The organism is Streptomyces sp. cg35 (assembly GCF_050410835.1).
In the GTDB taxonomy this organism is placed as follows: Bacteria; Actinomycetota; Actinomycetes; order Streptomycetales; family Streptomycetaceae; genus Streptomyces.
In genome coordinates, this window is record NZ_CP191268.1 from 6,636,999 (window position 1) to 6,657,819 (window position 20,821).

At 71.8% G+C, this 20,821-nt stretch carries 15 protein-coding genes; 5 read left to right on the forward strand and 10 right to left on the reverse strand.

All coding sequences use genetic code 11. The features are described 5' to 3' along the window. Window positions 1–50: 50 nt before the first annotated feature. The 8 genes from ACQUQD_RS30275 to ACQUQD_RS30310 form a co-directional block, all read right to left on the reverse strand. A complete protein-coding gene (locus ACQUQD_RS30275) occupies window positions 51–767 on the reverse strand; it encodes an ABC transporter ATP-binding protein (RefSeq protein WP_428955325.1) in 717 nt (238 codons plus the stop codon). Continuing rightward, on the reverse strand, window positions 764–1,636 hold the full coding sequence (locus ACQUQD_RS30280; RefSeq protein ID WP_428955326.1) for an ABC transporter ATP-binding protein: 873 nt from the start codon (window positions 1,634–1,636) through the stop codon (window positions 764–766). The genes ACQUQD_RS30275 and ACQUQD_RS30280 overlap by 4 nt, the downstream gene beginning before the upstream one ends. Continuing rightward, window positions 1,633–3,417 carry a branched-chain amino acid ABC transporter permease gene (locus ACQUQD_RS30285; RefSeq protein ID WP_428955327.1) on the reverse strand — a complete coding sequence of 595 codons (1,785 nt, stop codon included), beginning with the start codon at window positions 3,415–3,417 and terminating at the stop codon, window positions 1,633–1,635. The genes ACQUQD_RS30280 and ACQUQD_RS30285 overlap by 4 nt, the downstream gene beginning before the upstream one ends. A 5-nt stretch (window positions 3,418–3,422) precedes the next feature. After that, window positions 3,423–4,352 (reverse strand): branched-chain amino acid ABC transporter permease, encoded by a 930-nt coding sequence (locus ACQUQD_RS30290; RefSeq protein ID WP_428955328.1) that lies wholly within the window; start codon window positions 4,350–4,352, stop codon window positions 3,423–3,425. A 119-nt stretch (window positions 4,353–4,471) separates the two neighbouring features. Continuing rightward, window positions 4,472–5,695 carry a branched-chain amino acid ABC transporter substrate-binding protein gene (locus tag ACQUQD_RS30295; RefSeq protein ID WP_428955329.1) on the reverse strand — a complete coding sequence of 408 codons (1,224 nt, stop codon included), beginning with the start codon at window positions 5,693–5,695 and terminating at the stop codon, window positions 4,472–4,474. Window positions 5,696–6,149: 454 nt separating this feature from the next. Then, the gene (locus ACQUQD_RS30300) at window positions 6,150–6,767 is read right to left on the reverse strand and encodes a hypothetical protein (RefSeq protein ID WP_428955330.1); all 618 of its coding nucleotides are present in this window, start codon (window positions 6,765–6,767) and stop codon (window positions 6,150–6,152) included. 419 nt (window positions 6,768–7,186) lie between these two features. Further along, window positions 7,187–7,657, reverse strand: coding sequence for a PaaI family thioesterase (locus ACQUQD_RS30305; RefSeq protein ID WP_428955331.1), 471 nt, complete (start codon window positions 7,655–7,657; stop codon window positions 7,187–7,189). Window positions 7,658–7,737: 80 nt separating this feature from the next. Continuing rightward, window positions 7,738–10,017 (reverse strand): FdhF/YdeP family oxidoreductase, encoded by a 2,280-nt coding sequence (locus tag ACQUQD_RS30310; RefSeq protein WP_428955332.1) that lies wholly within the window; start codon window positions 10,015–10,017, stop codon window positions 7,738–7,740. A 225-nt stretch (window positions 10,018–10,242) separates the two neighbouring features. Here ACQUQD_RS30310 and polA point away from each other — a divergent pair, with 225 nt between their 5' ends. Beyond that, a complete protein-coding gene (polA, locus tag ACQUQD_RS30315; RefSeq protein ID WP_428957695.1) occupies window positions 10,243–12,912 on the forward strand; it encodes a DNA polymerase I in 2,670 nt (889 codons plus the stop codon). Window positions 12,913–13,203: 291 nt separating this feature from the next. Beyond that, the gene (locus ACQUQD_RS30320) at window positions 13,204–14,148 is read left to right on the forward strand and encodes a serine hydrolase (RefSeq protein ID WP_428955333.1); all 945 of its coding nucleotides are present in this window, start codon (window positions 13,204–13,206) and stop codon (window positions 14,146–14,148) included. Here ACQUQD_RS30320 and ACQUQD_RS30325 read toward each other — a convergent pair. Beyond that, window positions 14,090–14,953, reverse strand: coding sequence for a DUF4184 family protein (locus ACQUQD_RS30325; protein WP_428955334.1), 864 nt, complete (start codon window positions 14,951–14,953; stop codon window positions 14,090–14,092). The two genes, ACQUQD_RS30320 and ACQUQD_RS30325, sit on opposite strands and share 59 nt — an antisense overlap. A gap of 221 nt (window positions 14,954–15,174) precedes the next feature. Between ACQUQD_RS30325 and ACQUQD_RS30330 the strand changes: the two genes are divergently transcribed. The 3 genes from ACQUQD_RS30330 to ACQUQD_RS30340 all read left to right on the forward strand — a co-directional run bounded on the left by ACQUQD_RS30330 (window position 15,175) and on the right by ACQUQD_RS30340 (window position 18,225). Further along, complete coding sequence (locus tag ACQUQD_RS30330; RefSeq protein ID WP_428955335.1) at window positions 15,175–16,911, forward strand: lytic transglycosylase domain-containing protein; 1,737 nt, start codon at window positions 15,175–15,177, stop codon at window positions 16,909–16,911. 157 nt (window positions 16,912–17,068) lie between these two features. Next, a complete protein-coding gene (locus tag ACQUQD_RS30335) occupies window positions 17,069–17,203 on the forward strand; it encodes an SPW_0924 family protein (protein ID WP_428955336.1) in 135 nt (44 codons plus the stop codon). A gap of 29 nt (window positions 17,204–17,232) precedes the next feature. Beyond that, window positions 17,233–18,225, forward strand: coding sequence for a DUF3068 domain-containing protein (locus ACQUQD_RS30340; protein ID WP_428955337.1), 993 nt, complete (start codon window positions 17,233–17,235; stop codon window positions 18,223–18,225). 18 nt (window positions 18,226–18,243) lie between these two features. On the opposite strand, the gene hrpB is transcribed toward ACQUQD_RS30340, so the two are convergent. Further along, window positions 18,244–20,817 carry an ATP-dependent helicase HrpB gene (gene hrpB, locus ACQUQD_RS30345; protein WP_428955338.1) on the reverse strand — a complete coding sequence of 858 codons (2,574 nt, stop codon included), beginning with the start codon at window positions 20,815–20,817 and terminating at the stop codon, window positions 18,244–18,246. Between the last annotated feature and the right edge of the window lie 4 nt (window positions 20,818–20,821).

The following is a 20,821-nucleotide window of genomic DNA, read 5'->3' on the forward strand; positions in this document are numbered from 1 at the left end:
TGACCGAGGCCCGCGCCCCGATGGGGTGCGGGCCTCGGTCATGTGCGGGTTCAGTCCTCGCCGAGGTACGCCTTGCGGACGGACTCGTCGTGGAGGAGGTCCTGGCCGGAGCCGGACAGGACGATGGAGCCGACCTCCATGACGTGGCCCTGGTCGGCGAGCGACAGGGCCGCCTGGGCGTTCTGCTCGACGAGCAGGATCGTGGTGCCCTGTGCCTTCAGCTCGGCGATGGTCGCCATGATCTTCTGCATCATGATCGGGGAGAGGCCCATGGAGGGCTCGTCGAGCATGAGCAGCTTGGGCTGGGACATCAGCGCCCGTCCCATGGCGAGCATCTGCTGCTCACCGCCGGAGAGCGTGCCCGCCGCCTGCTTCCTGCGTTCGCCCAGGATGGGGAACAGGTCGTAGGCGCGCTGCATGTCCTTCGTGATGCCTGCCGTGTCCTTGCGGAGGAAGGCGCCGAGCTGGAGGTTCTCGGCGATGCTGAGGCGGGGGAAGATGCGCCGGCCTTCGGGGGAGTGGGCGAGGCCCATGGCGACGATCTTGTGGGCCGGGACCGTGTTGAGCGGCTGTCCGGCGAACGTGATCTTGCCGCTCAGGGGCTTCAGGAGGCCCGAGAGCGTGCGCAGCGTCGTCGTCTTCCCGGCGCCGTTGGTGCCGATGAGGGTGACGACCTGGCCCTCCTCCACGCGGAAGGAGATGCCCTTGACGGCTTCGATCTTGCCGTACGCGACCTTGAGGTCCTCGACCTCCAGCAGTGCGGTCACTGGTCGTCTCCTTCGGCGGCGGCCTGCGCTTCGGCGGCCTGGACTTCGTCGAGCGCGGTGTCCTCGGGGGCGCCTTCGAAGGGGGTGCCGAGGTAGGCGGCGATGACGCGTTCGTCGCCCTGGACGACGTCGCTGGTGCCTTCGACGAGTTTCTCGCCCTGGACGAGGACGGCGACGCGGTCGCAGAGATTGAAGATGAACCGCATGTCGTGCTCGATGACGAGGACGGCGATGCCCTGGTCGCGGATGGCGAAGACCAGTTCCTCGGTGGCGCGGGTCTCCTGGGGGTTCATGCCGGCGGTGGGCTCGTCGAGGAGGAGGAGTCCGGGGTCGCTGGCGAGGGCGCGGGCGATCTCCAGCTTGCGCTGTTCTCCGTAGGGGAGGTTGCGGGCGAGGTGGTCGCGCTTCTTGGCGAGGCCGGTGAACTCCAGGAGTTCCATGGCGCGTTCCTCGGAGGCCCGTTCCGCCTTCTTGAAGCCGGGGCCGCGCAGGAGGGCCGACCAGAGGCCTTCCTTGGTGCGGGTGTGGCGTCCGACGAGGACGTTCTCCAGCACGGTCATGTTGGCGAAGAGGCGGATGTTCTGGAAGGTGCGGGCGATGCCTGCCTGGGTGACGAGGTGGGGCTGGGGCGGCAGGACGGTGTCCTTGTAGGAGACCTTGCCCTCGGTCGGCACGTAGAGGCCGGTGAGGCAGTTGAAGAAGGTGGTCTTGCCGGCGCCGTTGGGTCCGATGAGGCCGACGATCTCGCCCTCGCCGACGGTGAGGTCGACGTCGCGGACGGCGGTGAGGCCGCCGAAGCGCATGGTGACGCCGCTGGCTTCGAGGACGGTACGGGTCGTCGTGGTCGTGGTCGTGGTCATGGTGGTCACGCCCCCGCCTTGGTGACGGCCGGTTCTTCGGGCAATCGCTGTTCTGGCACGTCGAGTTGGTCGATCTCGTGGAATTCGAGCTGCTTGCGGCGGTCGGCGATGAGGCCTTCGGGGCGGAAGCGCATCAGGAGGATGAGCGCGACGCCGAAGAGGAGGAGCTGGTACTCGCCGATGAACTGCAGCTTGGCGGGGATGAGGTAGAGCAGGGAGGCGCCGACGAGGGGTCCGCTGACGGTGCCCATGCCGCCGAGGATGACGGCGGCGAGCAGGAACGCGGAGTTGGGCGGCGCGTTCTCCACGAACTTGTACTGGTCGGGGGTGACCGAGTACTGGACGTGGGCCTGGACGGTGCCTGCCATGCCGGCGAGGGAGGCGCCGAGGGCGAAGGCGAGGAGCTTGAGGCGGAAGGTGTTGATGCCCATGGCCTGGGCGGCGGTCTCGTCCTCGCGGATGGCGACCCAGGCGCGGCCGATGCGGGAGGTGCCCGCGCGGCGGAAGACGGTGACGACGATGATCGTGAAGACGAGCATCAGGAGGTAGTAGTTGGCGAACCGGCCGAGGTCGACGCCGAGGACGGTGTGGGTCTCGCCGAGGTTGAACCCGAAGATTTCGAGGTCGGGGATGTTCGGGATGCCGTTGGGGCCGTTGGTGATGTCGGGCCCGGAGTCGCCGTCCAGGTTGTTCATGGTGATGCGGAAGATCTCACCGAAGCCGAGGGTGACGATGGCGAGGTAGTCGCCGCGCAGTCGCAGGGTCGGGGCGCCGATGACGATGCCGAAGACCAGGGAGGCGGCCGCGCCGGTGAGAACGGCGGCCCAGAACGGGAAGTGGACGCCGATGGTGGAGTCGGGGGAGCCGGAGACCAGGGCCGCGGCGTAGGCGCCGACGCCGAGGAAGGCGACGTAGCCGAGGTCGAGGAGGCCGGCGAGGCCGACGACGACGTTGAGGCCGAGGGCGACGGTGGCGAAGACCAGGATGTTGGCGGCGACGTTGGTGTAGGTGTCGTTGGACTGGGTGAAGGGGAACGCGGCGGCGGCGACGAAGGCCGCGGTGAGCGCGATGGTGCGGTGCTTCGCGGTGAGCGCGGTGAGGCGCGAGGGCAGACCGGTCTTGGTCAGGGCGATGCCGCCGAAGAGGACCAGGATCAGGTAGCCGGTGAAGAGCTCGACGTATTCGGTGTCGATGCCGTACGTGAAGACGTAGAGGGCGATGCCGAAGGCGACGGCGATCAGCAGGATCTCGGCCCAGGACGGCAGGGTGACGGCGGCCGGGCGTGCGGGCGGTGCCTTGAGGGCGGCGCGCAGGCGGGCGCCGGCGCCGGTGGCCTCGGGGTCGGGTTCGTCGGCGGGGATGCCGAGGGCGAACACGGCGGTGAGGAGCGCGGCGATGCCGGCGATCCAGGCTCCGGGTTCGAGGTTGACGACGCCGCCGAGTCTGTAGCTGATGGCGCCGAGGGTGTAGCCGGTGGTGCCGAGGGTGCCGAGGGCGAAGAGCAGGGTGGGTGCGGTGCTGCCGCCGGGGGTGAGCCAGCGCAGTCCGCGGATGCCGAGGGCGGAGAGCGTGAGCAGCAGGGTGATGAGGCCGCCGACGAGGGTGAGGACCTGCAGGCCGCCGGGGTAGCCGGTCACGGTGAGGTCGCCGGGGAATTCCGCGGTCCAGGTCCAGGCGAGGAAGGTGCTCGCGGTGGTGAGGAGGGCGCCGGCGGCGGTGCCGTAGCGGGCGGCCTTCTCGGGCAGCGGGAGCACGGCGCGTGCGGGGGCCGTGGTGGTGGTGTCGGTCATGGTGATCACGCCCTGTCCGCGACGCGCTCGCCGAGCAGGCCCTGGGGGCGCAGCAGGAGCACGAGGATGAGGAGCACGAAGGCCCAGACGTCCTTCCAGGCACCGCCGCCGAGGAGCTCCATGCCGGGGATGTCCTGGATGTAGGCGGTGGCGAGGGCTTCGGCGAGGCCGAGGGCGAGGCCGCCGATCATGGCGCCGTAGATGTTGCCGATGCCGCCGAGGACGGCGGCGGTGAAGGCCTTGAGGCCGGCGATGAAGCCCATCTTGAAGCCGACCTGGCCGTATTTGAGTCCGTAGGCCATGGCGGCGACGGCGGCGAAGGCGCCGCCGATGGCGAAGGCCGTGACGACGATCCGGTCGGTGTTGATGCCCATGAGCTGGGCGGTGTCCGGGTCCTGGGAGGTGGCCTGCATGGCGCGTCCGGTGCGGGTCCTGGCGACGAAGTAGGCGAGGAAGGCCATGCACAGGGGGGCCGCGATGATGAGGAAGAGGTCGCCGCGCTGGAGCGTGAAGGCTCCGAGGTCGATGGGGCCGCCGGAGAACTGGGGGAAGGTGCGGTCGGCCTTGGCGTCGGGGTAGAACGCCCAGACGACCTGCTGCAGCGCGATGGACAGGCCGATCGCGGTGATGAGCGGGGCGAGCCGGGGGGCGTTCCTGAGGGGGCGGTAGGCGAACCGTTCGGCGCCGACGGCGACGAGGACGGAGCAGGCGATGCCCATGAGGAGCATGAGGGGCATCGCGATGGCGAGGGACGTGCCGCCGGGGAGCCAGAGCCACATGGTGAGGGCGCCGAAGCCGCCGATCATGTAGATCTCGCCGTGGGCGAAGTTGATGAGCTGGATGATGCCGTAGACCATGGTGTAGCCGACGGCTATGAGGCCGTACAGGGCTCCGAGGATCAGGCCGTTGACCAGCTGCTGCGGCAGATCGTGCACCGCTGGGCCTCCGAGGTTGTCGTCAAGTGCGAGGGCGCGGGGGGCTGTTGTGTGCCCCCCGCGCCGTGGGCTGGTGCGGTGGGATCCCGGGGAGGGTTACCGCGGGGGTTCCCTGTGGGTCAGTTCTCCAGCTCGCCGGTCTTGACCGGGGTGTGCTTGCCGCCCTTGACCTGGTAGACGGTGAGGGTGCGGTTGGTGGTGTCGCCGTACTCGTCGAAGGCGACCTGGCCGGTGACGCCGTTGAAGGAGACCTTCTGGGTGGCCTCGGTGATCTTGGCGCGGGCGTCGCTGGGGAGCTTGCCGTCGTTGTCGTTCGCGACGGACTTGACGGCCTGGATGATGGCCCAGGCGGCGTCGTAGGACAGGGCGCCGTAGGTCTCGTACGGGTCGGTGTAGCCGCCGGCCTTGTAGTCGGCGATGAACTTCTTGGCGGTGTCGAGCTGCTCCGGCGGGGCGCCGACGGAGGTGGCGAAGTCGCCTTCGGCGTTCTTGCCGGCGAGCTTGATGTAGTCGGCGCTCTGCAGGGCGTCGCCGCCGATGACCGGGATCTTGGCTCCGGCGTCCTTGATCTGCTTGGAGAGCGGGGCGCCGGCCGGGTACTCGCCGCCGTAGTAGACGAAGTCGGCCTTGGAGTTCTTGATCTTGGTGGAGATGGCGCCGAAGTCGCGGTCGTCGGGGTTGATGTGGTCGGTCGCGACGACCTTGCCGCCGAGCTTGGTGAACTCCTCGCGGAAGGTGCGGGCGAGGCCCGCGCCGTAGGTCTTCTTGTCGTCGACGGAGTAGACCGTCTTGAGCTTGAGGGTGTTGTACGCGTACTGGGCGGCGTACGGGCCCTGGAGCGCGTCCGTCGTGGCGGTACGGAAGTACGTCTTGAACTGGCGGGACTTCGTCGTCGCGTACTTGGCGCCCTGGGTGAGCTCGGGGGCGGTGTTCGCGGGCGAGATCTCGACCAGGTTCGCGGAGGCGAAGGTCTTCTGCATCGACTGGGCGACGCTGGAGTTCAGGGGGCCGACGACGCCGAGGACGGTCTTGTCGCCGACGAGCGTGGTCGCGTTCTGGCCGCCGGTGGAGGGGTTCGCGACGTCGTCGAGCGCCTTGATCTTGAAGGTGACGCCCGGGACTTCCTTGTTCTTGTTGGCAGTCTTGGCGGCCAGGTCGACGGAGTTCTTGATGCCGATGCCGATGGCCGACAGGTCGCCGCTGAGCGGGGCGTCCACGCCGATGACCACGGTGGTGGTCTTGCCGGACTCCTTGTTGTCATCGTCGCGCGAACCGCAGGCGGTGAGCGTGAGTGCTCCGGTGGTGAGCACGGACGTGAGTATGAGCAGAGAACGGTGTCGCACGATCATTCCTCTCCCTGGCGCGGCCTTCCGGTCTTGGGAGGCCGTGTGTCTCGCCGGGCCGTACGGGTTGGTACAGGGGCCGTGCAAGTGACGCGCCCGGCGGCGCGGTGACTGGCCGTGACTATAAGGGCAGGTGGGGAGTGCTGAGCAGGTGTGGAAGAGGCTGTGACGCTCTTGTTATGCCGGGGCGGGGTCGGGTGGGCGCAGTGCGGACGATTGGGGCGGGCCCGGGGGGTGCGGGCGCGGTGTGCGGTGTTCGCATGTCGAGAACGCGCAGTTCTCCAATGGGACTTGAGGTGACCTGGGTCGGTGTGCGGTACACGCATGGGCGCGCGGTGTGCGCGAGGGGTGCGCGGTGCGGTGGGCGCGGGTGTGCGCCGTGACCCTCGCATTGCTTCGTTGCGACAGAGGTAACTCTGTGTTACCGCCGTGTGAGGTCGTCGGTGGCTGTCGGTCATCGGTGACGCACGGGCGGCCCGCAGGTGGCGCGCAGGTGGGCGAGGAGGGCGTGCGGGTAACGGTCGACGAAGATGAAGCTGTGCAGTTCCTGTCCGCGCCGGTTGTGCAGGGAAAGGTCCAGGTAGGTCATGTCCAGGAGTCGGGGCAGGGTGGTGCAGTCGCGTACGCCGATGCGCACGGCGAGGGCGCGCGGGATGCCGGGGGTCACCGTGAAGGGCGGTCGTGGCGTGGTGTCGGCCGTCAACTGTCCGAAGCCGGGAAGGACCTGATGGATCGTCACTGACGTGCCGCGGTCGACGCGCACGGTGAAGCGGAAGGTGCCGGGTCGGGTGTCCGTGCCGTTGTACCGCAGGTGAGTGACCTGGGCGGGCCAGGGGACGGACGGACGCGTCGGCGCGGGTTCCGGGCGGGTGAGCAGGACGGCGCAGGCGGCGAGGGCGACGAGGGTCGCCGCGGCGGTCACGGCTAACCGGCGCCGGTGCGGGGGCAGTTCGGTCCAGCGGTCGGACAGGCGCCGCGCGTCGTCACCGAGGGTGTCTGCCGGTGGCGGAGGTGCCTGAGGGGAGGGGGCGTCGGGCGGTTCGTACGGCTCGACGGGCCCGATGCCGGTCATGCCCGACGGTGAGCCGGAGCCGGGAGTTCCGTCAACTTCCCGCGGTGCGGCGGTGGTTGGGGTCGTCCGGCGGGCCGGCGTCCGCGCCGGGCGGATCCCCCCTGCCGCGCGCCCCTGGAGGCGTGGTGGCCCGATGAGGCGGCGTGGGCGGGCGTCGCTGCCGCGGCCCGCTCGCGAAGTGCGCACGGCGGCGCCACGGGCCGCGCCGCCCGCGTCCGTGCGCGGCCCCCGCGCGCGGTGGGGCGGGCCGGAAGGTGTCGGGACCGGTGCCCGTCCGTCACTCTCCGGCGCATCGCCGTACGGGACCGGGCCCCTCGTCGCTCACCGGCGCGGCATCCGCGCGGCGTCCGGCGGGCACGCGGAGGTCCGTGCGCCGCGCCGGGACCGGCTCGCCCGCGACACGATCCGCCGGACGGGTCCTAGGCGGTGGGCGCGGTGGGCGCTTCCTTCAGCAGGCAGGTCAGACGCGCCGTGCAGACCCGCTTGTCCTGCTCGTCCGTGATGACGATCTCGTACGTCGCCGTGGACCGCCCGCGGTGCACCGGCGTGGCCACCCCGGTGACCAGGCCCGAGCGGGCGCCGCGGTGGTGCGTGCAGTTCAGGTCGACGCCGACGGCGATCTTGCCGAGGCCGCCGTGCAGCATCGAGCCGACCGAGCCGAGGGTCTCGGCGAGGACCGCGGAGGCGCCGCCGTGCAGCAGGCCGTACGGCTGCGTGTTGCCCTCGACGGGCATCGTGCCGACGACGCGGTCCGCGGCCGCCTCCTTGATCTCGATGCCCATCCGGGTACCGAGGTGCCCGGCGGAGAACAGGGCGGGCAGGTCGACGCCGAGCGCCGCGTACTCGTCGATGACCTCTTGCGGGAACTTCACTTGGTTCTGCTCGCCCATGGGGCCCGGCTCCGTCCGTCGTGCCTGCTTACCTGTGTGCTGTTCTGCTGGAAAAGCTTCCCACCTGGCTGAGCGAACGCTCAGTCGGTGCTCGATTGTTCCAGGCGCACGACGACGGACTTGCTGGCGGGGGTGTTGCTGGTGTCCGCGGTGGCGTCCAGCGGCACCAGCACGTTGGTCTCCGGGTAGTAGGCGGCCGCGCAGCCGCGGGCCGTCGGGTAGTGGACGACGCGGAAGCCGGGCGCGCGCCGCTCGACGCCGTCGCTCCACTCACTCACGAGGTCGACGTACGCACCCTCCGCCAGGCTGAGTTCCTTGGCGTCCTCGGCGTTGACGAGGACGACCCGGCGGCCGTTCCTGATCCCGCGGTAGCGGTCGTCGAGGCCGTAGATGGTGGTGTTGTACTGGTCGTGCGAGCGCAGGGTCTGGAGCAGCAGCCGCCCTTCCGGGAGGTGCGGGTACTCGACGGGCGCCGCCGTGAAGTTGGCCTTGCCGGTGGTCGTGGGGAAGCGCCGCTCGTCGCGAGGGGCGTGCGGCAGCGCGAAACCGGACGGGTCCGCCACGCGCGCGTTGAAGTCCTCGAAGCCGGGGATCACGCGGGCGATGCGGTCGCGGATCGTCGCGTAGTCCTTCTCGAACTCCTCCCAGGGCGTGGCGGATGCGGCGCCCAGGACGCGGCGGGCGAGGCGGGCCACGATGGCGGGCTCGGACAGCAGGTGCCTGCTCGCCGGCTCCAGGCGGCCGCGCGAGGCGTGCACCATGCCCATGGAGTCCTCGACGGTCACGAACTGCTCGCCGCCGCCCTGGAGGTCGCGCTCGGTGCGGCCGAGCGTGGGCAGGATCAGGGCGCGGGCGCCGGTGACGGCGTGCGAGCGGTTCAGCTTCGTGGAGACGTGCACGGTCAGGCGGGCGCGGCGCATCGCCGCCTCGGTGACGTCGGTGTCGGGGGAGGCGGACACGAAGTTGCCGCCCATCGCGAAGAAGACCTGCGCGTCCCCGTCGCGCAGGGCGCGGATGGCGCGGACGACGTCGAAGCCGTGCTCGCGCGGCGGCGCGAAGCCGAACTCCTTCTCCAGGGCGTCCAGGAACGCGGGCGCGGGCCGCTCGAAGATGCCCATCGTGCGGTCGCCCTGCACGTTGCTGTGGCCGCGGACGGGGCAGACACCGGCGCCCGGGCGGCCGATGTTGCCGCGCAGCAGAAGGAAGTTGACCACCTCGCGGATGGTCGGCACGGAGTGCTTGTGCTGGGTCAGGCCCATCGCCCAGCACACGACGGTGCGCTTGGCGGCGAGCACCATCTCCAGGGTCCGCTCGATGTCCGCGCGCGACAGGCCGGTCGCCTTCAGCGTCTCGTCCCAGTCGGCGGCCCGGGCGGCCGCCGCGAACTCCTCGTAGCCATGCGTATGCTCGGCGATGAAGGCGTCGTCGGTCGCGCCCTCCGTGTCGAGGATCAGCTTGTTCAGGAGGCGGAACAGGGCCTGGTCGCCGCCGAGCCGGATCTGCAGGAACAGATCGGTCAGGAACGCGCCCTTGGTGAGACCCTTCGGCGTCTGCGGGTTCTTGAACTTCTCCAGGCCCGCTTCGGGGAGCGGGTTCACGGAGATGATCTTCGCGCCGCCCGACTTGGCCTTCTCCAGGGCGGAGAGCATGCGCGGGTGGTTCGTGCCCGGGTTCTGCCCGGCCACGATGATCAGGTCCGCCTTGTAGAGGTCCTCCAGCAGGACGCTGCCCTTGCCGATGCCGATGGTCTCCGTGAGCGCGGAACCGGACGACTCGTGGCACATGTTCGAGCAGTCGGGCAGATTGTTCGTGCCGAACTCGCGGGCGAACAGCTGGTAGAGGAACGCCGCCTCGTTGCTCGTCCGGCCCGACGTGTAGAAGACCGCCTCGTCCGGGGAGTCCAGCGCGGCCAGCTCGTCGCCGATGATGTCGAAGGCCCGCTCCCACGTCACCGGCTCGTAGCGGTCGGCGCCCTCCGCGAGAAACATGGGGTGCGTGAGGCGGCCCTGCTGGCCCAGCCAGTACCCGGAACGCGTCGCCAGGTCGGCGACCGGGTGCGCGGCGAAGAACTCGGGCGTCACCCGGCGCAGGGTGGCCTCCTCGGCGACCGCCTTCGCCCCGTTCTCACAGAACTCCGCCGCGTGCCGGTGCTCCGGCTCGGGCCAGGCACAGCCGGGGCAGTCGAAGCCGTCCTTCTGGTTGACGCGCAGCAGCGTCAGCGCGGTGCGCTTCACGCCCATCTGCTCGCGCGCGATCTTGAGGGAGTGCCTGACGGCGGGAAGCCCTGCGGCATGGTGCTGCGGGGCCGCGACCTGCGGTGCGTCCTGTACCGGGTCCGACGCGGGCGGCTTGCTGGCCATGGCTGACTCCCCTTCGAGCTGGTCCTGCGAGCGTGCTGGGCCGTGCTGTGAGCTACGTCTCCGATCCTCGCACGGGTGACCGACGGCCTCGCCGCCCGGTCGCAGTGGGCCGGAGTGTCAGTGGGGCGTGGCAGGATCGGGGACGTGGCAGAGAAAGCAGCAAAGACGGCGAAGACAACCGCGACGAAGGCGACGGGCTCCGGTGCAGGTGGGCGCCCCCGGCTGATGCTCATGGACGGGCACTCGCTGGCGTACCGGGCGTTCTTCGCGCTGCCCGCGGAGAACTTCACGACGGCGACGGGCCAGCCGACGAACGCGATCTACGGATTCGCGTCGATGCTGGCGAACACACTGCGCGACGAGGCGCCCACGCACTTCGCCGTGGCGTTCGACGTGTCCCGCAAGACGTGGCGCTCCGCGGAGTTCACCGAGTACAAGGCGAACCGGTCGAAGACCCCGGACGAGTTCAAGGGCCAGGTCGAGCTGATCGGCGAGCTGCTCGACGCGATGCACACCCCGCGCTTCGCCGTCGACGGTTTCGAGGCCGACGACGTCATCGCCACGCTCGCCACGCAGGCCGAGGCCGAGGGCTTCGACGTCCTCATCGTCACCGGCGACCGCGACTCCTTCCAGCTCGTCACCGACCACGTGACGGTGCTCTACCCGACCAAGGGCGTCTCCGAGCTCACCCGCTACACGCCGGAGAAGGTCCAGGAGAAGTACGGCCTGACGCCGGCCCAGTACCCCGACTTCGCGGCCCTGCGCGGCGACCCGTCAGACAACCTGCCGGGCATCCCCGGCGTCGGCGAGAAGACCGCCGCGAAGTGGATCAACCAGTTCGGTTCGTTCGCCGAGCTGGTCGAGCGCGCCGAGGAGGTCAAGGGCAAGGCGGGCGCGAATCTGCGGGAGCACCTGGACGCCGTCAAGCTCAACCGCCGGCTGACCGAGATGGTGCGCGACGTCGAGCTGCCCAAGGGCGTCACCGACCTGGAGCGCGCGCCGTACGACCGCACGGCGATCGCGATGATCCTGGACACCCTGGAGATCCGAAACCCGTCGCTGCGCGAGCGCCTGTTCGCCGTCGACCCGGGCGCCGCCGAGGCCGAGGAGACGCCGGCCGAGCCGGGCGTCGAGCTGGACGGAAAGGTGCTCGGCACGGGCGAGTTGGCCCCGTGGCTCGCCGAGCACGGCACGGCCGTCCTGGGCCTGGCATCCGTCGACACCTGGGCGCTCGGCGCCGGTTCGGTCACGGAGATCGCGCTCGCGGCCGCCGGGGGAGAGGCCGCCTGGTTCGACCCGTCGGCGCTCGACGAGGCCGACGAGAAGGCCTTCGCCCAGTGGCTCGCCGACGCCGCGAAGCCCAAGGTCCTGCACAACGCCAAGGGCGTCATGCGGGTCTTCGCCGAGCACGGCTGGAGCGTCGAGGGCATCACCATGGACACGGCGCTCGCCGCGTACCTGGTCAAGCCCGGCCGCCGCTCCTTCGCGCTCGACGCGCTGTCCCTGGAGTACCTGGGCCGCGAGCTGGCCCCGGCCGCGGCCGCCGACGGGCAGCTCGCCTTCGGCACCGACGAGGACGACCAGGCCGAGGCCGACGCCCTCATGGTCCAGGCCCGCGCCATCCTCGACCTGGGCGAGGCGTTCGGCGAGCGCCTCAAGGAGGTCGGCGCGGCCGAGCTGCTCACCGACATCGAGCTGCCCACCTCCGTGCTCCTCGCGCGCCTGGAGCGGTACGGCATCGCCGCCGACCGCGCCCACCTGGAGTCGATGGAGCAGATGTTCGCGGGCGCCGTGCAGCAGGCCGTGAAGGAGGCCCACGCCTCCGTCGGCCACGAGTTCAACCTCGGCTCGCCCAAGCAGCTCCAGGAAGTCTTCTTCGGCGAGCTGGACCTGCCGAAGACGAAGAAGACGAAGACGGGCTACACGACGGACGCGGACGCGCTCGCCTGGCTCGCCACGCAGACCGACCACGAGCTGCCCGTGATCATGCTGCGCCACCGCGAGCAGGCCAAGCTCCGCGTCACCGTCGAGGGCCTGATCAAGACGATCGCGGCGGACGGCCGCATCCACACCACGTTCAACCAGACGGTCGCCGCGACCGGCCGCCTCTCGTCGACCGACCCGAACCTGCAGAACATCCCGGTCCGCACGGACGAGGGCCGCGCGATCCGCCGCGGCTTCGTCGTCGGCGAGGGCTTCGAGACCCTCATGACGGCGGACTACAGCCAGATCGAGCTGCGCGTCATGGCGCACCTGTCGCAGGACGAGGGCCTCATCGAGGCGTTCACCTCCGGAGAGGACCTGCACACCACGGTCGGCGCGCAGGTGTTCGGCGTGGAGCCCTCGGCGGTCGACGCGGAGATGCGCCGCAAGATCAAGGCGATGTCGTACGGACTGGCCTACGGCCTCTCCGCGTTCGGCCTCTCGCAGCAGCTGAACATCGAGGCGGGCGAGGCGCGTGCCCTGATGGACACGTACTTCGAGCGGTTCGGCGGGGTCCGCGACTATCTGCGCCGGGCCGTCGACGAGGCGCGGGCCACCGGCTACACCGAGACGATGCTGGGCCGCCGCCGCTACCTGCCCGACCTGAACTCGGACAACCGGCAGCGCCGCGAGATGGCCGAGCGGATGGCGCTCAACGCACCGATCCAGGGCACCGCCGCCGACATCGTGAAGATCGCGATGCTCAACGTGGACAAGGCGCTCACGGAGGCGAAGCTCACGTCCCGGATGCTGCTCCAGGTCCACGACGAAATCGTCCTGGAGATCGCCCCCGGCGAGGCCGCGGCCGCGGAGCAGCTGGTCCGCCGCGAGATGGCCGCCGCGGTTGCCCTCCGGGCGCCGCTGGATGTCTCGGTGGGCCTGGGGACGGACTGGGAGTCCGCGGCGCACTAGCCTCCGGCGGATGGTTTCGCCGGGTGCGGGTGCGTTGTGGCTGGTCGCGCAGTTCCCCGCTCCCCTGAAGGCTGCGGCTTCGCCGCGCCTTCCCGAACCCGCGCCCCTGGAGACGGCGCACGCCGTGCGCGTCTCCAGGGGCGCGGGGAACTGCGCGACCAGCCACGAAACACCCGCACCCGCCGACGAAACCTCACCACCCCCCACCCCACGGCGCGCACGCGTGAAGCCACACCCCCGTTCAGACCTCACACCGCGCCCCCCGACGGAGTGCCCCCGCACCATGGGGCAATGCCGCCACAACCCCGCCGTAAGCACACCGCCCTCATGCTCCTGCTCGGCACCTCCCTGCTCGGGGCCTCCCTGCTCGGCACCGCCCCCACCGCGCAGGCCGCGGAGCGCAATCCCACCTGCCGCGCCCCCAAGAACCCCGCGCTCGCCAAGCAGCTCACCCGCGACCTGCGCAGCGCCCTCGCCGGCCGCCGCGGCACCGTCTCCGTCGCGCTGCACGACAACCGCACCAACCTGAACTGCACCCTCGACGCGGGCTTGAGCTACGACTCGGCGTCCATCGTGAAGGTCCTCATGCTGGAGGCCACCCTGCGCCGCGCCCAGCAGCGGGGCCGCCCCCTCACCCCGTGGGAGGGGCGCAACCTCCGCCCCATGATCCGCAGTTCGGACAACGCGGCCGCGAGCCGCCTGTGGAACGACCTCGGCCACCCCTACCTGGCCGGTACGCTGCGCCGCGCCGGCACGACCCGCACCAGCCTCGGCCCGTACGGCTACTGGGGCCTGACCCGCACCACGGCCGCCGACCAGCTGCGCCTGCTCGGCGGGCTGACCGGACCCCGGCCGTTCGTCACGTACCGGGCCTACGGCCTGAAGCTGATGAGCGAGGTCAGGAAGGACCAGCGCTGGGGCGTGACCGCCGGCATGCCGCGCGGCCTGCGCGCCCACCTCAAGAACGGCTGGCTGCCCCGCGCCACCCACGGCTGGCGCATCCACAGCATCGGCGCGTTCACCGGCGGCGGCCGCACCTACCGCATCGCCGTCCTGTCCCACGACAACCCGTCCATGGCGTACGGCGTGCGCACCGTGGAGCGTGTTGCCCAGGCCGTCCACCGGAACCTGAACAAGGGGCGCGCCGTCGCCCGCGGCCTCACCCCGGCCGACGAGATCAGCGAGCGTTCGGACGGCTCGGTTCCGCCGTGGGCGCCTGAACTCCCGCACCCGTAGGCCCTGCCGGACGCCCGGTCCGCCCCAGCGCCCTGACCGCCGCCGCGTACAGGACGAGGCCGAGCACGAGTCCCGCGCCCGCTCCGAAGCACAGCGTCGGGACGATCTCCCAGGGCTTCCAGGCGAGGCCCTCCTCGTCCACGTACGCGAGCCAGCGCACCACCCGCACCGCGCCGCAGCCGCACGCGCACCCGCCGATCAGGACGAGCGCCAGCCACCGCTCCCGGACCGACGCGGCGGCGAGCCCGGCCGTGGCGGCGGCGCCGCGCACCGACCGCCACACGAACACCGCGATCACGCCCAGCGCGAGCGCCGAACTCCCGTACTGCGCGTACCAGTAGAGCGGTGACCCGGCGACGCTCTCGCCGAGCACCGGCAGGACCCGCGTCCCCCAGCGGTCGTGATGCGTGAACGCGTCCCAGACCACATGTGTCGTCGCCCCGATCGCCGCGGAGACGTACCACCACGCCCACCGGCGGCCGGCCCCGCCGCCCCGTCCCCCGGCCACCGTCCACACCCGGTCCCGCACCCGTCGCGGCAGCAGCGCGAGGACCGGCTCCCGGACCAGTCGCCACAGCGCCACCAGCGCGAGCGCGATCAGGACGTCCACCGTGAAGACCCCCGTGAAGGAGTGCGTGAACGTGCCGAACTCCATCGCCCCGGGCACCGCGCTCGCCGCGAAGTACGTGACGTCCGGCGCGAACGAGCCGGCCACGAGCAGCGACGGCACGAGCCGGCCGCGCCCCGAACCGTCGTGCCGAACGAACGGCAGCACAGCGGCGGCATGACTGATGGTGAACGGCACGGAACCCCCTGGGATCGAGAACGTGCGAGCGTGGAAGCGTACGACAGCGCGTACCTGATCAATCGGTGAATACCGGGCGCGAACAGGTGTCTGCGCGGCGGAAGTTGTCGTAGTGTCGGCTGGGTCCGTGCGCTGGGGAGTGCAGGGATCCGGTACGTCCCGCGATCCGGGGCGGGCCGGACAGACCGGCTTTGACGGGCTATACGGGAGGGGTTCGCGGTATGGCGGCGGTATTCGGCAGGCGGCTGCGCAGGGGTGCGATGACGGCCGCGGTCGCCGCCGCGGCGGTGGCGGCCCTGTCCGCGTCACAGGCTCCCGGCGTGACCCCTCCGCAGACGGGCGGCGGGAAGTCGGCCGCGGACCGCTCCGACGACCCGACGCCGCCCGGCGGCGCGACCGGACCGGACTACTTCACCGATCTGCCGCCGCTCGACAGCCCCACCGACGGTCCCAGCGCCTCGCCCGGGGGCGCGGGCAGCGGGGGCGCCGATTCGGGCATTCCCGCCACCGTCCTGGACGCCTACAAGAAGGCGGAGGCCGAGCTCGCGGCCAGCAAGCCGGGCTGCAACCTGCCGTGGCAGCTGCTGGCGGCGATCGGCAAGGTCGAGTCGGGCCAGGCGCGCGGCGGCAACGTCGACGCGAACGGCACGACGATCACCGCGATCCTCGGCCCGGTGCTGAACGGCAACGGCTTCGCGAAGATCACCGACACCGACGGCGGTTCGTACGACGGTGACACGGTGCACGACCGCGCCGTCGGCCCCATGCAGTTCATTCCGTCGACGTGGGAGTGGGCGGGCCGGGACGGCAACGGCGACGGCAAGAAGGACCCGAACAACATCTACGACGCGGCCCTCGCCGCCGGGCACTACCTGTGCCGTGCCGACCGTGACCTGTCCAACGCCGCGGACCTGAACAAGGCGATCCTCAGCTACAACAACTCCTCGGACTACCTGGCGACCGTCCTGTCCTGGCTGGAGTACTACCGCAAGGGCACGCACGAGGTCCCCAACGGCACCGGTGTCCTGCCGCGCAACCCCAGCGGCGGTGGCGGCAGCGGCGGAGCGAGCCCCTCGCCGAGCCCGACGCCGACCCCCACCCCGTCGCCCGACTCGCCCGGCACGTCGCCGAGCCCCGACAAGCCGGGCAAGCCCGGCGGCGGTTCCGGGAGCCCCGGACCGACGGACCCGCCCACCACCCCCACCCCCACGCCCACCCCCACCGAGACCGTCACCAAGCTCGCCGACGCGGACACCGGCAAGCTGACCGCGATGGCCGGCGACACCTTCGGCGAGCAGGTCGCGGTGCGCCCGCAGAACGCCAAGGGCAAGGGCGTCGCCAAGGTCAAGGTGCGGTTCGCGATCATCGGCGGGACGGACGCGAAGTTCGCGGGCGGCGCCGCGAGCGCCGTCGTCACCACGAACAGCTCGGGCGTGGCCACCGCGCCCAAGATCACCGCGGGCGAGAAGACCGGCGGGTTCACGGTCCGTGCCACCGTCGTGGGCCGCTCCCTGCCCGGTCTCGACTACACGGCGACCGTCACCGCCCGGGCCGCCGACAAGCTGGCCCGCACCAGCGACAAGGAGCTCAGCTGCGTCGCCGGCGAGGCGTTCGCGGACGCCGTCGAGGTGAAGGCGACGTACAAGGGCGCCGTGGCCGACGGTGTCGCCGCGACCGCCACGCTCATCACGTCGGCCGACGACCCGGCCGAGGCGGACAAGGGCCCGTACTTCAAGGACGCGGACGGCAAGACGGTCCGCACCCTGAAGGACCTGAAGACCGACGCCGACGGAGTGCTCAAGCTGCCGAAGCTGTACGCGGACGACACGGCCGGCACGTTCCTGCTGCGGATCGACACGACCGGCGGCGGCACGCTCACCGTCGAGCTGAAGGTGACCGCGGCCCCGTCCGACGGCGCCTCCGGGACGCCGTCCGAGTCCGCGAGCCCCTCCGCGTAACGCCCGGCGCGCACAGCCCTCCGACCCCAGCGGGCCGGAGGGCTTCGTCGTGTGTGCAACGTGTTCTCATCTGGGCCCGGCATTGCTACGGTGCACCGACTCAGAGGCCTGACGCCTCATCAGATCCCGTGTGTCGCACGGTTCAGGGAGGTCGGACATGCGCGCCCTCGTCGCCGCGGCGATCGGACTCGCCGCCGCCTTCGCCCTCGTCCTCACCATCTCGGCGATCGGCTCGCCACCGGGCGAGACGTCCCCGAAGCCGCTGCTGACCACCGTCCCCGAACACCCGTAGCGCGACCGAAGTTGAGGAGGGCCGCCGAGATGCGCCGCAAGGCCAGCCTGATCCTGCTCGCCTTCGCCGTGTTCTTCACGGCGCTGTCCCCGCTGATGCGCTGGTACGCCTTCCCGCGCCTGGCGAAGATCCCGCCCAGCCAGTACCAGACGATGGTCCTGGAGGCGAAGAACGCGACCCTCATCGACTACGGCTCCATGCAGGCGAAGAAGGTCCCCAAGCTCACCGTCGTCCAGACCCTCAAGGGCAACGTCGAGGAGTCGGACAAGATCGAGAAGAGCGCCGGGCGGGACGTCGTCGTCTGGGACGGCCTGAGCTACATCGTGGGCCCCGACGGCACGTTCGTCTCCCAGATCCCCGAGCGCTACATCTTCGACGCGCACAGCCAGGAGCCCGTGCACGCCACCGGTGAGTCCGTCGACGGCGACCAGGTCACGCGCGAGGGCATCGAGTTCAAGTGGCCGTTCCTGACGGAGAAGCGGGACTACGAGTACTTCGACGCGCGCGCCCGCATCACCCGCCCCATCCACTACAAGGGCACCGAGGACTTCCGCGGCGTCACGGTCTACCGCTTCGAGCAGACCATCCCCTGGACGAAGGTCCCCTTCCCCAAGAAGCTCCCGGTGCAGGGCATCACCGCGGAATCGATCGCCAAGACCGGCACCCAGATGTGGTACACCACGGTCCGCACCTTCCTGGTCGATCCGACGACCGGCGCCCCCGTCTACGGCGAGGAGCAGCACAAGGAGGAGATGCGCGGCGGCACGCTGCTCGGCGGCCGCGACAAGGTCACCGCGTTCGCCGGTGACGTGAAGATGCGCGAGGACTTCATCAAGTCGACCGTCGACCTGGTCACGTCCCAGCGCACGCTCGTCCTGCTGCTCACCTCGTACCTGCCGTGGGGCTTCCTGGTCCTCGGCGTGCTGCTGCTCGCCCTCGCCCTGTGGCTGGAGGCCCGCGGCCGCCGGCCGGGCGAGCCGGAACCCCGGCCCGCGCAGGAGCCGGAGCCGGCCGGCGTCTGACCCCCGCCAACAGCCTTATCAGCGCCGGGGGTTGGTCCGCTTGGTCGCCGCCGCCGTGGCCGGGTCCTCCGGCCACGGGTGCTTCGGGTAGCGGCCCCGCAGATCGGCCCGCACCGCGCGGTAGCCGTCGCGCCAGAAGGACACCAGGTCCGCCGTGACGGCGGCGGGCCGCCCGGCGGGGGAGAGGAGATGCACGAGCACCGGCACCCCGGCCACCCGCGGCGTCTCGTCCAGCCCGAACATCTCCTGCAGCTTCACCGCGAGCACGGGCTGCTCGGGGTCGGAGTAGTCGAGCCGGATCCGTGACCCGCTGGGCACCTCGATCCGCTCCGGCGCCAGTTCGTCGAACCGCGCCGCGGCGCCGCTCGCCCACGGCAGCAGCCGCTTCAGCGCCTGCCCCGCGTCGATCCGCCCCAGATCCGCCCGCCGCCGCGCCCGGCTCAGCTCGGGCTCCAGCCAGTCGTCCACGCGCGCGTACAGCCCGTTGTCGCTCACATCGGGCCAGGGCTCCCCGACGTGCCGCCGCACGAAGGCGAGCCGCTGCCGCAGCGCCCCGGCGTCCCGGTCCCACCGCAGCAGCCCGAGCCCCTCCCGCCGCAGCCCCGCCAGCAGTGCGTCGCGTACGAGACCGGGGGCGGGGTCCTTGAGCGGGCGCACGGCGAGCTCCACGGCACCGAGCCGGGTCACGTTCCGCGCCACCAACTCCCCATCGGCCCACGCCACTTCATCGCCCTCGGCATACAGCGAGGCGGCCGCCCGGCGGGCCACCTCCTCGTTCACGACCGCACCGAGCCGCACGCGCGCGTGCCCGGCCCCGACGGGCCGGTCGGCGACGGCGACCGCGATCCAGCCGGCCTGGCGCAGGGCGGACCCGTCCCCGATGTCCGCCCGCGTGCCCGACACCATCAGGTACGAGCCGCCGGACGCCCGGGCGATCCGCTCGGGGAAGGCGAGCGCGGCGACCAGGCCGGCCACCTGGTCGTCGCCGGCCGCGGCGGGCCCGGTGTGCGGCCCGCCCTCCTCCCGGCCCGCAGTAACGCTCTCACCGGCCGGCCCCGACAGCCGCCGGACCTCCTGCCGCCACCGGCCGGAGTACGCGTCACCCCCGCGCCGGGCACTGCGCAGTGCCGCGCCCAGATCGTCCCCGTACTCCCGCGGCGGCTCCTCGCTCAGCAGCGCCACGACCTCCGCCGCCCGCCGCGCCCCCACGGCCGGCGCCGCGTCGAGCAGCGCACGCCCCAGTCGCGGATGCAGCCCGAGCCGCGCCAGCCGCACCCCGCGGTCCGTCACCCGCCCCGACACGGCGTCCACCGCGCCGACCGCCGTCAGCACGGACCGCGCCGCAGCCATTGCCCCGCCTGGCGGCGCGTCCAGCAGCGCGAGGCCCGCCGCCTCCGGATCGCCCCAGCACGCCACCTGCAGCGCGAACGCCGTCAGGTCCGCCACCTTGATCTCCGGCGCGGGGAACCGGGTGAGCCGCCCGTCCTCCGCCTCGTCCCAGCACCGGTACACCACACCCGGCGCCTCACGCCCGGCCCGGCCCGCCCGCTGCGCCCCGGCAGCCCGCGAGGCCCGTACGGTCGTCAGCGCGCTGAGCCCCCGCGCATGGTCCACCCGCGGCTCCCGGGCCAGCCCCGAATCCACCACGACCCGCACCCCGGGCACCGTCAGCGACGACTCCGCGACGGCCGTGGCGAGCACCACCCGCCGCCGCGTCCCCGCCGACAGCACCGCGTCCTGCACGGCGGCCGGAGCCCGCCCGTGCACCTGCAGCACATCGACGTCGCCGAGCTCCCCCAACTGCCCCGCGACCCGGGCGATCTCCCCGACGCCCGGCAGAAAACACAGCACGTCCCCGGCGCGCTCGGTGAGCGCCCGCCGCACCGTCGCCGCCACGTGCGACAGCAACGCCGGGTCCACCCGCATCCCGTGCGGCGGCCGCACCGGCCGCGCCGGCGGCGCCCAGACCACGTCGACGGGGTACGAGACACCCGCCGCCTCGACCACCGGCGCGCCCCCGAGCAGCCCCGCCCACCCCTCGGCGTCCGTCGTCGCCGACGCCGCGACCAGCTTCAGCTCCGGCCGCAGTGCTTCCCGTACGTCGCACAGGAAGGCCGCCACGGTGTCCGCGTCCAGATGCCGCTCGTGCACCTCGTCGAGCATGACGGCGTCGACACCGGCCAACTCCTGGTCCCGTTGCAGTCGTTGCAACAGCACACCCGTCGTGACGACCTCCACGCACGTGCGCGGCCCGACCGTCCGCTCGCCGCGCACCGTGTAGCCGACCCGCTCCCCGACCTTCTCGCCGAGCAGCCACGCCATCCGCCGCGCGGCCGCCCGCGCCGCGATCCGCCGGGGCTCCGCGACGATCACCCGGCGTACGGGCGCCCCGTCGTCCAGCAGCCCGGCGAGCACCAGCGGGACGAGGGTCGTCTTGCCGGTGCCCGGCGGGGCCACGAGCACCGCGGCCCCGCCCGCGTCGAGCGCGGCCCGCAGCGCGGGGAGCGCGGAGCGGACGGGAAGCGCGTCCAGAGCCCCGCGGCGCGGAGAGGGGGGTGAGGAAGGAGGGGGAGGGAAGGAAGGGGAGGTCACGCCC